Consider the following 14,344-nt stretch of genomic DNA (forward strand, 5'->3'; position numbering starts at 1 on the left):
GCCGTGTGGAGCGTGCCGGGGCGCGGGGCCCTGTGGACCGTGCTGAGGTGCGCGGCCTGGTGGCACGAGCCGGCGCACGGGGCCGTGCGGCGGCCCGGGATGCTGTGCCGCGCATGGGGGTGCGGGCTGCTGTACCCCGCGCTGGGGCGCGGGCTGCTGTGCCGGGTATGGGGGCGCGGAGCGTGGTGCGCCGGGGTGGGGCGCGGAATGGTGCGGGTGCCCGCCGGGGCCGTAGGGCCGTGGCTGGTGCGGCCGGCCGTACGGCCCTTGCGGCTGGGGCGGGGATCCCATGGCGTGACTCCAGGTAGGGGACGGGAGTATTGGGACGTTCCATACCCGCATCCGGTTGACCTTGATCACGTACCGGATTCCGGACCCTACCTGCGAGGCCCGCCGCCGGATACCCGCGCGGTATGCCGCCGGTCCGAACCGGACTTGGCTTTCCGGGCGTTTCCCGAGCAACCATCTCGATATGCAGAACAATCTCTCGTGGACGCCCACGCGGCGGCAGCTGATGAAGGCGGGCGGGCTCGGTGCGCTCCCGGTGGGGACGGCGGGCGCCGCCGCGGCCGAGCCGGACGACGACCTGATCACCCGTACGGTGCCCGGCACGAACGAGCGGCTGCCCGCGATCGGGCTCGGCACCTTCATGACCTTCGACACCTTCTCCGACCGGCACCGCGTCCGGGAGGTGGTCAGGCGGCACTGGCGGGCGGGCGGCAGGGTGTTCGACTGCTCGCCGCTGTACGGCAGGTCGGAGGTGAATCTGGGCGAGGTCGCCGCCGACCTGCGCATCGGCGATCGCATGTTCCTGGCCGGCAAGATCTGGTCGACCGGCGAGCATCTCTGGGACGACAGCCATGCCGAGGCCAGCCGGCGGCGCACGGTCGAGCGCATGTCACTCGACCGGCCGGTGGACCTGATGCAGTGCCACAGCCTGGTCAACGTGGACGTGATCGTCCCCCTCCTGCACGCGTGGAAGAAGGAGGGCCGCATCCGGCACCTCGGCGTGACCCACCACGAGCCCGCGTACTTCCCGCTGGTGGAGAGCTGGGTCGAGCGGGCCGCGCCGGACTTCGTACAGGTGCACTACTCGATCCACACCCGAGCGGCCGAGGAGCGGCTCATCCCGGCGGCGGCGGCGAACGGCACGGCGGTGCTCGTGAACATGCCGCTGGAGAAGGCGCGCCTGCACCAGATCGTGGCTGGCCGCCCGCTGCCCGGCTTCGCCAGGGAGCTGGGCATCAGCACCTGGTCGCAATATTTCCTGAAATGGGTGATCTCCAACCCGGCCGTCACCTGCGCCCTGCCCGCCACCTCGAACCCCGCCCACGTGGCCGAGAATGTCGCCGCCATGCGCGGCCCGCTCCCCGACACCGCCACGCGCCGGCGCATGGTCCAGCACATGGAGACCATCCCCGGGTTCGACCGGATCGCCACCATGCCGTGGTATCCCGGCAAGCGCTACACGGGCCTCGTCTCCCGCGCCCAGGCCGCCATCCGCGAACGCAGCCCCTGGTGGCCCTCATAACCGGTCGTGCCGGGTCCGCCGTCCTGCCGGGTCCGCCGTCCTGCCGGGTCCGCCGTCCTGCCGGGTCCGCCGTCCTGCCGGGTCCGCCGTCCTGCCGGTCCGCCGTCCTGGCGGTCGGTCGGCCTCGCCTCAAGAGCCCCGCCTCGCCCGCCCAGCCCTACGACCGGCCTCAACCGCCCGAGCAGGCGGAGCGTAGGGCGTCGATCCGGGCGAGTGTCAGCGGCTGGTCGAGCATCGTGCCGAGCCGGGTCCGGGCCCGGGATCGGTTCTCCGCCGACTCCAGCGACTCCGCCGACTCCAGCGGCGACAGCGCCCGCCGGGCGTAGAACTCCAGCAGGTGCCCCTGCACGGCGATGGCCATCGAGAAATCGGCCCGCTCCGCGATCACCCCGCGCCCGCCCTCGGCCCGGTAAGCCCGGTAGGCCACCACTGCGTCCTGGAGCGAGAGGTCGGTCAGGATCGAGGCCAGCTCGTACGCCGGCTGGGCCGCGCCGCAGTTCTCCCAGTCCAGCACCACCACGCCCCCGTCGCGCGCCCGCCGTACGTTCTCCACGTTGACGTCGCGGTGGCACGTGGCGAGGGACCCAGGATCGGGCGGCACGACGAGGGCGTCGAGCGCCACCAGCTCGGGCAGCAGCCGCGCCAGCGCGAGCCCCCACGCCTCGCCCGTTCCTGCGCCCGCCCCCGTGCCCGCCCCCGTGCCCGCCCCCGTGCCCACCTCCGCGCCTGCCCCCGTGCCCGCCTCTGCCAGCGCCTCCCACCGGTCCCGGCCGATCGGCTCGGAGAACCACGGGATCACGGGACCGCCGGCCGGATGTCCGAGCCGGTGCAGCCGCGCCGTCACGGCACCCAGCTCCGCCGCCGTGACCACCTCTCCGTCCACCAGATCCACCCACTCGTAGACCCGGCACACCCCGAACAGCACCGCCCCGGCCGAGGTCAGCCGCGGCCGTGGCAGCCGGATGCCCGCGTCCGCGGCGGCCAGCTGGTACGCGTGGTCCGCCCGCACGTCGCCCTCCTCGACGGGTACGAGCGACTCCTTGACCGCCCACGAGCCGCGGTCGGTGTCGAGCCGCCAGATCCGGCCCAGCTCGCCGCGGGCCGCGTACACCGGAGGCCGGAGCGGCTCGCCCAGCTCGTACGCCCGCGCCACGTCCGCGGTCAGGCCGGCGGGGAACTCGGTCAAGGTCGGCTCCTGGTCGCGAGGGTGTTGACCATCGTAGGGTGGCGAGGGCTGCCGGACCCAGAGGAGGGCCGATGAGCCGGAACGTCCTCGATCTCGTACACCGCCACAAGACCGGCGAGACCACCGTCACCGAAACGGTCCGGGACGTGCTGGAGCGGCTGGAGGGTTTGCACGCCCGGATCGGCGCGGTGGCCGCGATCGACCCCGGGCGGAGCCTGACCGAGGCGGCCCGGGCCGACCGGCGGTTGCGTGCGGGCGCGGGCAGGCTCCTGGAGGGTGTGCCGATCACGGTCAAGGACTGGATCGACGTGGCCGGCTGGCCCGTCACGGGGGCCACGGGCACCTCGCGCGGCGACCCCGGACGGCGCCCGGCCGCCGACGCCACGGCGGTCGCCCGGCTCCGGCAGGCGGGGGCGATCGTGGTGGCGATCAGCGCGGCCATGGCGGACAACGCCGTGTACGGTCCCACCCGGAACCCGCTCGACCCCAGCCGCGCGCCCGGCGGCTCCTCGTCCGGCACGGCGGCGCTGGTGGCGGCCGGTGCCGTGCCGCTGGGGCTGGGCAGCGACTCGGGCGGCAGCGTACGCCTGCCCGCCGCGTGGTGCGGGATCGCGGGGCTGAAGCCGACGTTCGGACGGGTGCCCCTGACGGGCCACTTCCCGCGCTGCGGCGCCCTGGAGGACGGCAGGACCGCCATCGGCCCGCTCGCCACCTGCGTCCGCGACCTGGCCCTCGCGCTCGCGGTGATCGCCGGACCGGACGGCCTGGACGCCGGCGTCGCCCCCGTCCCCTTGGGCGACCCGGACACGGTGTCCCTGGCCGGGCTCCGCGTGGGCATCATGACCCCGTCCTCCGACTGGTCCCCGGCGTCCGGCGCGTCCCAGGGAGCGGGCGCGTTCCGCGCGTCTGGCGCGTCCCCTCCGTCCGGGCGCCTGCCCGCCCCCGGTCGCTCACCGTCCGACCCCGACCACCCGCCGGCCCAGTCCGCCCCGCCCGCAGAACGGACACCGCCGGGAGCCGGCCGCTCCGCTCCGGAGAGGCCGGTGGGAGCCGAGCAGGCCGGGCCCATGGCGGCGGAGCGGCCAGGGGCAGGAGGCGCTGTGCCGGAGGCATGGCCGGTGGAACGGGAAGGGCGCGGACCGATGGCGGCGGAGCGCCCGGCGGAGGGGGCGACGTCGCCACGAGCGGTGGGGGAAGAGACGTCAGGACGGGCGATGGAAGGAGAGACGGCGGGACGGGCGATGGAAGGAGAGACGGCGGGACGAGCGGCGGTGGGGAAGGAGGCGGGGGACCTCGTGCGGGAGGTAAAGGAGGCGCGGGACCTCGCGCGGATGAGCACGGGGACGGCGAACCTCGTGCGGGTCGGGAACGAAGCGGGGGACCTCGCGCGGGTGGGGCCGGATCGGGCGGAGGATCCCGTGCGGGCGGCGGTGGAGATGCTGGCCGAAGCGGGGGCCGTGGTCGTGGAGGAGCCGGTGCCGGACGTCCGCGAGGAGGCACTGGAGCTGACCCGCCGCCACTGGGGACGGGCCGGGCTGTCGGGCGCGGAGCACGCATGGCTGCTGTGGGACTGGGACCGCTTCCGCAGGCGCATGCTCGCCGCCACCGCCCACCTGGACCTGCTCATCACCCCGGCCGCCCCGTCACCCCCGCCGCCCTGGCGCGAATCGACCGAGTCCGACTACGTCTGGACCCTGCCCTGGAGCCTCACGGGCGCTCCCGTGGTCGTCGTCCCGTCGGGCACGGCCGGCGGCCGGCCCGGCGCGGTCCAGGTCGTCGCCCGCCCCTGGGAGGACCACGTGGCCTTGGCCGCCGCGCTGCTGATCGAGCGGGGGGCACCCCACCGGAACCCGTGCGGTGCCGATCCCCTAGGGTGCGGTGGATGAGCGGACGTGGAGTTCTTGTCACCGGCGCGTCGAGAGGCATCGGACGGGCGGTAACGGCGGCCTTCGCCGCGCAGGGCGACCGGGTCGCGATCCATCACCGCGACTCCGCCAAGGAGGCCGAGAGCCTGCTCGGCGAGCTGCCGGGAGAGGGACACGCCGTCGTCCAGGCCGACCTGGCCGACCCCGGGGACGTCAGGACCATGGTGGACGCGGCGGCCGGGGCGCTCGGCGGAGCGATCGACGTCCTGGTGAACAACGCGGGCGTGTTCCTGCACCACCCCATCACCGAGACGTCGTACGAGGAGTGGCAGGACGCCTGGCGCCGCACGCTCGACGTCAACCTGGTGGGCCCGGCCAACGCGACCTGGTGCGCCCTGCGCCACATGCCCGCCGGCGGCCGCGTCATCAACGTCACCTCGCGCGGCGCCTTCCGCGGCGAGCCCGACAGCCCGGCCTACGGCGCGAGCAAGGCGGCGCTGAACGCCCTGGGCCAGTCGCTGGCCATCGCCCTGGCCCCGAGCGGTGTCGCGGTGGCCAGCGTGGCGCCGGGCTTCGTCGAGACGGACATGACGAACGAGCACCTCAAGGCCCCGCGCGGCGACGCGATCCGCGCGCAGAGCCCGTTCGGCCGGGTGGCGCGGCCGGAGGAGATCGCCGCGGCCGTCGTGTACCTGGCCTCGCCGGCCGCCGAATGGGCCAGCGGTGCCGTGCTCGATCTGAACGGAGCTTCCTACCTCCGGTGACCCGTGATCTTCCCGCCTCTCCGGGCTATTGTGAACTCTCGGGCACTTCGGGACTCGCTCAGAGGGGGACGGTGTGGCCAAGGTCCGTGCCTACGCGTTCTTATCGGTCGCGATCTGCGCGGCGGTCCTGCTGGCCGGCCTCGTCATGTACGGGACGGCGGGGCTCTCGGGCATCCTGTACGCCCTGCTGCTCGTCCCGGTCGGCCTGTGCGCGTTCGTGGTCGCGCACGACGTGTTCCGCCGCCGGGACCTGGTCACCGCCGAGCGGCACCTGCTCGCCCACGAGCGCGACCACGTCAGGCGTACGGTGGACTTCGTCGCGGACCCGGACCTGACCGAGCAGGAGCGCCTGGCCGTCATCGACTCCTTCATCCCGAGGCTGCGCGGTTCGAGCCGGCCGAGCAGGGACCGGTTCGTGCTGGTGCCCGAGCTCTCCCCGCCCGCCCGGGCCCTGCTGGAACGCGCCAGGGCGGCCGTCATGTCCGTCTACACCTCGCAGGTCATGCAGAAACGCTTGCTGGACGGGCTGGCCAACGAGGTGCTGCTGCCCCGGCAGATCTGGGAGATCGCGCTGCTGCTGCGGGTCCAGACGCACCTGCAGCAGGAGCAGACCCGCGCCATGCGGGGCGTCGTGACCGCCGAGCTGATGGCCGTGCTGGAGCCGCAGCAGGAGGCCCTGCGCCGCTCCGTGGCGAGCGTGACGGCCAGGGTGGAGGGGCTGGAGGGGTACGCCCGCCGCGTCCAGGAGGCCGACGCCGCCCTGCGGGCGCAGGAGGCGCTGGGCAACAACGAGAAGTACCGGGCGCTGCTGGCTCACACCGACGACACCGACGGCCTGCGCGGCCTCGAGGCCCGCGGCGAGGCGCTGCAGGAGACGCTGGCCAGGAGCGTGCGCGAGGCCATCGAGGCGGGCCAGACCCTGAGCCTGCGCCCCGCCCACTGACGTCACCCACTGGGCCGCGCCGTGTTCGGGCAACGCGGCCGCGCCGTGTTCGGGCAACGCGGCCGCGTCGAGGTCGGGCGCCGCCTCCTATGAGCGCCAGTTGGACGCTCACTGCTGTCCCCCGTGGCCTGTTCCCCGAGGACGGGTCGCCCGGTGCCCTACCAGCCTAAACAGGCAGCCGCCGGTCCAGCAGCAGCGCTCCCCGACCGGCCAGCAGCGACCGGCACCACTCGCGCAGATCCGCCGGCTTGGGGCCGCCGACGCCTCCCGCGTCCAGCAGGTCGGCCCAGTCGAGCAGGGACTCGGCGAGCATGAGCGGCACCGCGCGCCGCTCGTGCACCTCGGCCGCGGCCTCGAAGTGCTCGGCGGCCCGTCCCCGGTCGCCCATCGCCACGCACAGGTGGGCCAGGTAGTGGTGCCCGCAGTGGTGGGCCACGGCGCCGTGGCCGAAGGTCTCCCCGCCGGCGGACAACGAGTCGTACAACCGCCCGGCCAGCTCGGCCCGCCCCAGCCGCGCGGCGGCCAGGGCGAGGTTGTCGAGGGCGGACCGGTGCGCCATGTTGCGCGGCGGCGCGGCGCCCCCGTACGCCAGGATGCGGTCGAGCAGGGGAGCGGCCTCCTCGTCGGCCAGCTCGCACAGGTAGCGCAGCACCGCGTGCACCGGGTCCACGCGGGGAGCCTGACCGGCGCGGCGCAGCCGGTCGCGCAGCTCCCACAGCCGTCCCTGCAGGCGCCGGATCTCGGCGATCTGCTCGGCGTAGATGGCCACGGCCTCCAGGCGGCGGCCGATCTCCGAGCCCAGCCGCAGGGCCGCCTCCGCCTCCGACTCGGCCTGCGCCAGGTCGCCCTGCATGAGGGTCAGCCCGGCCTTGGAGTAGCCGATCAGCCAGTTGAGGTGCGGCTGCCCGAGCCGACGGGCCAGCTCGTCGGCCTGGTCGAGCAGCATGGCGGCCCTGGTGGCGTCGCCGCTGTCCAGCACCGGGGGAGTGCGCTGCACGTACGCGTGGAACAGCACCAGGTCGTCGCCCGTGCGGCGGGCCGCCTCCAGCATCTCGTCGCCGTCGCGGTGCCGCTGGTGCAGCGGGTCGGCGGGGACGATGGTCAGGCTGCGCATGCCCAGCACGCCGGCCAGCGTGCGGGGGTCGCCGGACTTGCGGGCCAGCGCCACCGCCTCGTCGCTCAGCGCGAAGCGCCGCTCCCCGTCGGGTGCCCAGATGAGCTCCGAGGCGAGCTGGGCGGCCAGCAGCGCCCGGGTGCTGACGTCGGTGGAGTCGACCACCTTGCGCGCCTCGGTCAGCAACGCGATGCGCTCCTGGTCGGGCGTCACCGAGATGCTGCCGCGGTCGCCGCCGAGCGCCGCGGTGACGATCAGGTCGTGCCGCTCGCACTCCCGGGCCAGGTCGGCCGCGTCCAGCAGGGTCCGCCGGGCCTCCGGGTGCCCGGCCAGCCACATCGCCCGGCCGCACTCCACCAGCAGCTCGGCGCGCCGCTCCAGCGTGCTGTGGGGGTGGTCGCGCAGCAGGTCGAGCACCCGCTGGTACCAGGTGACCGCCTCGCGGTGGGCCAGCCCGGCCAGCGCGTGCTGGGCCGCGTGCACCGCCGCGTCGGCGGCCGCGCTCACCCGGGCCGGGTCGCGGCCGTGCTCGGCGGCGGCCAGCAGGTGAGTGGCCACCACGTACGGCCGCGACTCCATCGCCTTCGGGTCCGTCTCGCACAGCGCGTCGGCCACCCGGCCGTGCAGCAGCGCGGCGCGCGGCGCGGAGAGCATGCCGTAGAGGGCGGTCCTGGTGAGCTCGTGGGAGAACTGGCAGGACCCGTCGTCCAGCATGGTCACCAGGCCCGCGCCCATCGCCTCCTCCACCGCGGCCACGAACCGGGCCTCGTCGAGGCCCTGCTCGTGGCCGAGGCCGCGCCGCAGCGCGGCGGAGTCCATCCGCTCGCCGACGGCCAGCAGGCTGACCAGGTCTCTGGCGTCGGGGTGGAGCTGGGCCAGGCGGGCCATGACCATCCGGGTGACCGAATCGGGCACGGCCAGCGAGTCGAGGTCCTTGCCCGCGGCCAGCTCTCTGATCACCTCGCTGATCAGGAACGCGTTGCCGCCCGTGATCCGGTGCAGCAGCTGGGGGTCGCCGCTCGCGCGCGCCTCCGCCAGCGCGCGCGAGACCTCGTCCAGCCCGAACGACGGCACCTGGATGACCCGGCCGTCGGCGGTGAGCTTGTGCAGCTCCGGCATGGCCGACTCGACCGGCACGGGACGCGACAACGCCAGGACGAGCAGCGGCAGCGCGTCGGCGTCCCACATGAGCGCGTTGAGCATCTGCAGCGACTCCAGCGTGGCCCACTGCAGGTCGTCGACGACCAGCAGCACGGGCCGCACGGTGGCCAGGCGCTCGATCAGCGTGCGGGCCGCGGCCATCAGGTGGTAACGCTCGGACACCGGCTCGGTGGCCGGCGGCACCTCCAGCGACAGCGGCGGCGCGGCCAGCGACGGCGCCAGCCGAACGAGCTGGCCGCACTGCTGGTCCACCCCGGCCCGCAGCAGCAGCGCGGGCGAGGTGCGGGCCAGCCGCTCCACCGCGCCGGCGATCGGCTCGTACGCCTGCCGCGCCGGATCCGTGCACCGCCCCGCCAGCACCGTGAACTGCCGCTTGAGCGCCCGCCGGGCCACCTCGGAGGCCAGCCGGGTCTTGCCCACCCCGGACTCACCCTCCAGGATCACCAGCCCGCTGCCGAACTCGGCCGCCGCCAGCTCCTGGTCCAGCGCCCGCAGCTCCTCCTGCCTGCCCACGAACGGCAGCAGCGGGCCGTCGTCCAGCCACGGCGCAAGCCCGCCGCCGAGGTGATGGTCGGCGCTCTGCCAGTGCAGCTCGTACGTGTGCAGCGGCTCGCGCAGCCCCTTGCCCGGCAGCCGCCCGAGGTCCTTGAACTCGTGCCTGCTGCGCCCCTGCGCCAGCCGCCGCACCAGGTCGGTGCAGAGCACCTGCCCGCCCTCGGCCACCGCCACCAGGCGGGCCGCCTCCACCGTGGGCAGCCCGCTCACGTCGTCGTGCCCCCAGCACACGTCGCCGGCGGCGAGCGCGGCCCTGATGGAGATCTTCTCCAGGGCGCGCTCGTTCTCGTCGGCCACCGCCTGCTGCACCGCGATGATCGCGTCCAGCCCGGCCGTGGCGGAGTCGAACACGGCCATCAGCCCGTCGCCCAGGCTCTTGGTGAACGACGAGCCGCTGGCCGTCACCACCGAGCGCAGGAGCTGGTAGAGGCGGCGGAAGACGACGTTGGCCCGCTCCTCGCCGAGCCTGATCCGCAGGGCGGTGGAGCTCACCACGTCGGTGAACAGGATGGTCGCCGTGGTGAGCGTGCCCGGCTCGTGCGGGGGCTCTTGGGGGGCAGTCACTGGCGCGGCCCTTTCAGCGCCCGCGCGGGCGCTCGTAGCTTGCTGCGGACTGTGCGGCGGATCTCGCGGGTCTTCACCGCGGGGTTCGACTGCTTGATCCGCCACGCGTGGGCCAGCTCCCCGGGGATCCTGAACGCCGCCTGCCCGTCGGAGTGGCGGTCGATCAGGGCGACCACGATGTGCCGCCCGGCCTTGCGTACCAGCCAGCGAACCACACCGTCCACCGGCCCGGCCAGCCACGCATGCCGGTGGGCGGAACGCGCCGCCGCGAAGATCGCGGTGAACCACCAGGCCGGCTCCGGCACGCCGAGCAGCTCGGGCACCCGGTCGGCGCCGTGCTGGGCGTGCCGGAAGATCCAGTGCACCAGGCTGCGCGGCATCTTGCGCCAGCCCAGCGGCATGAAGACCTCCATCTCCTGCAGCAGCATGGCCATCAGGCGGCGGCCCTCGTCACTGGACTCGAGCAGGCGGCCCAGGCGCGCGCTGATCGGCTCGACGTCGTCGAGCGTGAGAGGGCCGTCGCGGCAGACCTCGATGCCCATGAGGTGCCCGAAGACGCTCCAGGTGTAGAGGTTGGCGGTGCGCTCCTCGTCGCTCAGCAGGACGCCCATGGTCTCCATCGCCTCCCACGTCACCACGGAGAAGTCGAAGAGCGTGGCCAGCAGCAGCTCCTGGTTGACCGGCGGGCCGTGCTGCTCGGTGTCCCAGCTGTCGGCGTACTTCTCGTCGACCAGGGCCCGCACGAACGAGTGCAGGATCCGCAGCCCGATCGCCGTCGTGTGCCCGGGACGGCCCGGCTGCAGGCTGTCGGCGGCCTTCAGCCCCATCACGTCCACCAGCATCTGGCCGGTCTCCGCCACCCGGCGGGTGAGGCTGTGCGTGGCCAGCTGGGAAACGCCGCCCAGCACCTTGGCGCTGGACATCTCCGCGTACGCCATCGGCAGGCAGGCGAAGAACAGCGCGGCCGACTGGTACAGCCCGTAGTCGGCGAAGACGGCCTGCCCCCGGGCCAGCAGCTCCCGGTCGTCCCCCCACTCCGGCAGGTCCCTCACGAAGTCGAGCGCGTCGAAGATCTCGGAGGTCGGCGGCTCGCCCGAGGGGGCCCGGGCCTCCCGCTTGGCCGCCCCCAGCTCGGCGACCACGGCCTTGACCAGCTCCAGCGCGCCCGTCCCCGCGGGCTGCGCCTGGAGGTACTCGGCCACCACCTTGTCGATGTCCGGGTCGGCCTGCTGCCGTAGCTGCCGGAACCTCTCCTCCGGCCAGCGCTCGTCATGAACGTTCATCTACCCCGTACTCTCCAGTTCGTTCAGAGGCCGCCCCGTTTCCGGAGGGCGGCGACATCCAGCAGCGTGATCGTTCGGCCTTTGACGGCGATGAGGTTCCTCGCCACGAGTGACTGCAGCGCCCGGTTGACCGCCGGTCGCGACGCGCCGATCAGCGCGGCGAGGTCGGACTGGGTCAACCCGGGCAGGTCCACCACCCCGGCGTCCTGGCCGTGCTTGTCGGCCAGCTGCAGCAGCAGCTTGGCCAGGCGGCCCCCTAGGTCGAGGAAGGCCAGGTCGGCCGCCTGGTCGGTGAGCCTGCGCACCATCCGGCCGAGCAGGCGCAGGAACTCGTCGGCCAGCCCCGGGTGCTCCCGCATCAGCTCCAGCAGCCGCGCCCTGGGCAGCACGAACACCCAGGCGGGCCGCACGGTCACGATGGAGGCCGAGCGGGGCGAGCCGTCCAGCAGTGCCATCTCGCCGAAGGTGTCGCCGCGGCCCAGCATGTTGAGGACGATCTCGTCGCCGTGCTCGGTGGTGAACACCACCTTCACCAGCCCGTCCAGCAGCACGTACAGCGACTCTCCCGGGTCTCCCTGGTGGAAGATGATCTGCCCGGACCGGTATCTGCGCGCCAGCCCGGCCCGTGCCGTGCTCTGGATGCCGCTCTCTCCGAGTACGCGGAACAACGGGATCTCCGCCAGCACGGCGGCGACCGGCTCGACGTCGTGTGGAAGCCCGCTGCGAGCGTTCATGCAAGAACTCTAGGCCGCATTCCGCGAGCGGACAGCCTGTGGTTACCGATCTCCGAAATGTGATGCGGAACACACCTGGACTGTCACGTTCGAGACAGCCTTTTCGGATCACTGGGCGCACCGTGAGGGAGCCGGCCGGAAATGACCCCCCGAGTGCCCGGGCCGGCGGGGAGAACGACATGCAGTTGGAGACCATCGAACGCCCTGACACCGCCGCCCTGGTGTCCGCCGCGCAGGACGGCGACGCCATGGCGTGGGAGCGGCTGGTCGAGGAGTTCAGCCCGATGCTCAGGGCCCGCATCCGCCGCTTCCGGCTCAGCCACGAGGACGCCCAGGACGTGCTCCAGACGACCTGGCTGCTGGCCTGGCAGAACCTGCGCAGCGTGGAGGACGGCCAGCGCATGGCGGGCTGGCTGGCCACGATCGCCTTCCGCGAGTGCCTGAAGCTCACCAGGCGGACGAAGGAGATCTGCACACCGGACCTCGACTCGCTGGGCAGCACGGACGACGTGGACAGGGAACTTGCCAGGATCTGGCTGGCCGGCACGCTGGAGGAGCTGGTCGAGAAGCTGCCGGCAGCGCAGCGGGTCCTGTTCAGGGCGCTCACGGAAACCTCCGAGCCGCACTATGTGGACGTGGCGCGCAGGCTGGGCAGGCCGGTCGGGAGCATCGGGCCCACCCGAGCCCGCTGTTTCGCGAAGCTACGCGGGCTTCTCCAGGCCCGCGAGATCACGCGCGACTTCCTGGACTGATCTACTTCGTGGCCGGGTCAAGCTGGATCGCCTCCAGGAACGGCTCGAAGTCGAAGTGCGCCATCTCGTGGGCGTCCGGGTCGGTCTCCGCGGGATAGGCGTAGAACTTCGTGCGCCGCTCGCGCAGCCCCGGCCTGCTGTCGAACATGCCGCTGATGGCGTCGGGGACGAACCCCCGGCGCATCTCCTCGGCGAGCCCCTCGGCGACCTGCTGGTCGAACGGCACCCGGTAGAGCGCGTCCACCCGCTGGTAGACCCGGAAATAGCTGACGATGAACCGCATCCGGTCCCGGTAGGACACCCAGTCGGTCACCCCGGCCGTGGAGGCCTCCTGGTCCTCGGTGATGAACTCCTCGGCGAGCTTGCGTACCTTCTCGTTCTGGATCGGCGCCCATGCCTTCGCCATGTCCACGCCCGCCGGCGCCGTCAGCGGCCGGCCGACCTTGATGTCGCTGAGCGGCGTCCGCACGGCGAACAGGTGGCGGGTGTAGAGCGAGGACCACAGGTCCTCCAGCTTGCGGGTCAGCCACGGCTGGTCCGCGTGCGCGGCGGCGTAGAGGCGGAAGCGGGCGAAGCGCCTGCGGGTGACCAGCGAGCGCAGCGACCGCCACGACACCCGGGTCAGCCACCGGACCGGCCGGTAGAGCACCAGCTCGAGCGCAGCCTGCGCGCGAGCCTGCTCGTACGCCGACAGCGCGATGTTCGCGCCCAGCATCAGCTCGGCCCGCACCTCGGGGTCGTCGGCCCCGGCGGCCTCGACCATGAGCTGGGCGGCGTCCTTCAGATAGCGCGCGTCGGCCGGCGACAGCAGGTTCGTCAGGAACTCCGGCGGCGTCGGCGTCAGGTCGGACTCCGGGCTCACCCGGAGGAAGCGGTCAGGGCTGTCGTTCCACAGGTTGACCGCCAGGCTGGCGGTCTCCAGGAAGATGGCGCGGTTGGCCAGCGCCAGCCCGAGCTGGTAGCTGGGCCCGAGCAGCGTGAGCAACGCGGCCCTGAACACCCGCTTGAAGCGCTGCGGCACCCGCAGGCGGCGGCCGAAGTCCTCGATGAACGGGGAGTCCGGGCCGAGGTCGAGGCTCTCGCCGACGGCCTTGGACGTCCAGGTGGCGTAGCAGTACCAGTTGTTCGCCTCCCGGCCCAGGCGGGTGGCGAGGTCGGCGGCCACGCGATGGTAGCTGTAGGCGATGACCATGGCTTCTAACGCCGCGCTCCGGTCCTTGTAGGCCGCGATGCGCAGCACGTCGTCCGCGGTCATCGGAGTGTCGGACATGGGGTCTCCCGTTGTGGTCCCGTCGCCTCGAGGAATGCTCACGGAGTAAAGAGAGCCTCCAGCGGCGTCAGATACAGTCCGGCGGCCGCATTGCCCCGTGACCGCCAGGGCTGGAGCGTAGGAGCCGTCACTTGCGACGGGCTTGCAGCGCGCCGCCCCGGGCGGCCGGCCCGGGGCGGCGGTCCTCAGTCCTTGACCATGATCTTGCTGATCACGACGAATCCGCCGAGCGCCCCCGCGGTGCCGGCGGCCGTCGTCGTGGTGAGATTGACCACCAGGTCATATGTGCCGGGGACGAGCTGGCCGCGCATGGGGACAGAAGCGGTATATCTGCCGGAGCCGGGTGTGAAGGTCATCTCCACCGGGGGTGATGGATGCCTTGTCTCACCACCCCCCAGCAGATCGGCGATGATCTCCAATTGCCAGCGGCCCGCCAGCCAGTCGACGAGCTCACCGGTGACCTCCCAGCTCACGTCCACGGTCCAACCCTCGCCCTGATGAACGATGTTCGTGGGATGAGCTCCGGGATCGACAACCTGACCGTGCAGAATGCCGGTCAACTGCTCGGCCGGCACTTTCATCAGTTGAAATTCTCCGGTTGCCATTTCGATCTCCTCTCCGC

At 73.1% G+C, this 14,344-nt stretch carries 11 protein-coding genes; 5 read left to right on the top strand and 6 right to left on the bottom strand.

The features are described from left to right. Positions 1–472: 472 nt before the first annotated feature. Positions 473–1,531, top strand: a complete 1,059-nt coding sequence (locus tag AB0J69_RS13195; protein WP_364116421.1) for an aldo/keto reductase — start codon at positions 473–475, stop codon at positions 1,529–1,531. A gap of 169 nt (positions 1,532–1,700) precedes the next feature. Here AB0J69_RS13195 and AB0J69_RS13200 read toward each other — a convergent pair whose 3' ends face one another. Continuing rightward, the gene (locus AB0J69_RS13200; protein WP_364116423.1) at positions 1,701–2,717 is read right to left on the bottom strand and encodes an aminoglycoside phosphotransferase family protein; all 1,017 of its coding nucleotides are present in this window, start codon (positions 2,715–2,717) and stop codon (positions 1,701–1,703) included. A 71-nt stretch (positions 2,718–2,788) separates the two neighbouring features. On the opposite strand from AB0J69_RS13200, the gene AB0J69_RS13205 reads away from it, so the two are divergent. From AB0J69_RS13205 to AB0J69_RS13215, 3 genes are all read left to right on the top strand, one after another. Then, complete coding sequence (locus AB0J69_RS13205; protein WP_364116425.1) at positions 2,789–4,603, top strand: amidase family protein; 1,815 nt, start codon at positions 2,789–2,791, stop codon at positions 4,601–4,603. Next, complete coding sequence (locus AB0J69_RS13210; RefSeq protein WP_364116427.1) at positions 4,600–5,346, top strand: SDR family oxidoreductase; 747 nt, start codon at positions 4,600–4,602, stop codon at positions 5,344–5,346. The genes AB0J69_RS13205 and AB0J69_RS13210 overlap by 4 nt, the downstream gene beginning before the upstream one ends. 73 nt (positions 5,347–5,419) lie before the next feature. After that, positions 5,420–6,289: a hypothetical protein gene (locus AB0J69_RS13215; protein WP_364116429.1), complete on the top strand. Its 870-nt coding sequence runs from the start codon at positions 5,420–5,422 to the stop codon at positions 6,287–6,289. Positions 6,290–6,455: 166 nt separating this feature from the next. Here the strand turns inward: AB0J69_RS13215 and AB0J69_RS13220 are convergent, their stop codons facing one another. Genes AB0J69_RS13220 through AB0J69_RS13230 form a run of 3 tightly spaced genes read right to left on the bottom strand, consistent with a single transcriptional unit; the run spans position 6,456 to position 11,700 of the window. Continuing rightward, a complete protein-coding gene (locus tag AB0J69_RS13220) occupies positions 6,456–9,683 on the bottom strand; it encodes an AAA family ATPase (RefSeq protein WP_364116431.1) in 3,228 nt (1,075 codons plus the stop codon). Then, the gene (locus AB0J69_RS13225; protein WP_364116433.1) at positions 9,680–10,966 is read right to left on the bottom strand and encodes an oxygenase MpaB family protein; all 1,287 of its coding nucleotides are present in this window, start codon (positions 10,964–10,966) and stop codon (positions 9,680–9,682) included. Before AB0J69_RS13225 ends, AB0J69_RS13220 begins: the two co-directional genes overlap by 4 nt. Positions 10,967–10,989: 23 nt before the next feature. Then, positions 10,990–11,700: a Crp/Fnr family transcriptional regulator gene (locus tag AB0J69_RS13230; RefSeq protein WP_364116435.1), complete on the bottom strand. Its 711-nt coding sequence runs from the start codon at positions 11,698–11,700 to the stop codon at positions 10,990–10,992. Positions 11,701–11,879: 179 nt separating this feature from the next. Here AB0J69_RS13230 and AB0J69_RS13235 point away from each other — a divergent pair, with 179 nt between their 5' ends. Beyond that, the gene (locus tag AB0J69_RS13235; RefSeq protein ID WP_364116436.1) at positions 11,880–12,452 is read left to right on the top strand and encodes a sigma-70 family RNA polymerase sigma factor; all 573 of its coding nucleotides are present in this window, start codon (positions 11,880–11,882) and stop codon (positions 12,450–12,452) included. 1 nt (position 12,453) lies between these two features. Here AB0J69_RS13235 and AB0J69_RS13240 read toward each other — a convergent pair whose 3' ends face one another. Both AB0J69_RS13240 and AB0J69_RS13245 read right to left on the bottom strand, forming a co-directional pair. Then, positions 12,454–13,722, bottom strand: a complete 1,269-nt coding sequence (locus tag AB0J69_RS13240; protein ID WP_364116438.1) for a hypothetical protein — start codon at positions 13,720–13,722, stop codon at positions 12,454–12,456. 185 nt (positions 13,723–13,907) lie between these two features. Next, complete coding sequence (locus AB0J69_RS13245) at positions 13,908–14,327, bottom strand: hypothetical protein (protein WP_364116440.1); 420 nt, start codon at positions 14,325–14,327, stop codon at positions 13,908–13,910. Positions 14,328–14,344 lie beyond the last annotated feature (17 nt).

The sequence above is a fragment of the Nonomuraea sp. NPDC049709 genome (assembly GCF_040674815.1).
Classification (GTDB): Bacteria; Actinomycetota; Actinomycetes; order Streptosporangiales; family Streptosporangiaceae; genus Nonomuraea.

Bases quoted from the DNA above. Each gene is read 5' to 3' on its own strand.
- AB0J69_RS13195 (WP_364116421.1), top strand. From the start codon at position 473: ATGCAGAACAATCTCTCGTGGACGCCCACGCGGCGGCAGCTGATGAAG.
- AB0J69_RS13235 (WP_364116436.1), top strand. From the start codon at position 11,880: ATGCAGTTGGAGACCATCGAACGCCCTGACACCGCCGCCCTGGTGTCC.
- AB0J69_RS13205 (WP_364116425.1), top strand. From the start codon at position 2,789: ATGAGCCGGAACGTCCTCGATCTCGTACACCGCCACAAGACCGGCGAG.
- AB0J69_RS13230 (WP_364116435.1), bottom strand. From the start codon at position 11,700: ATGAACGCTCGCAGCGGGCTTCCACACGACGTCGAGCCGGTCGCCGCC.
- AB0J69_RS13245 (WP_364116440.1), bottom strand. From the start codon at position 14,327: ATGGCAACCGGAGAATTTCAACTGATGAAAGTGCCGGCCGAGCAGTTG.
- AB0J69_RS13210 (WP_364116427.1), top strand. From the start codon at position 4,600: ATGAGCGGACGTGGAGTTCTTGTCACCGGCGCGTCGAGAGGCATCGGA.
- AB0J69_RS13240 (WP_364116438.1), bottom strand. From the start codon at position 13,722: ATGTCCGACACTCCGATGACCGCGGACGACGTGCTGCGCATCGCGGCC.
- AB0J69_RS13225 (WP_364116433.1), bottom strand. From the start codon at position 10,966: ATGAACGTTCATGACGAGCGCTGGCCGGAGGAGAGGTTCCGGCAGCTA.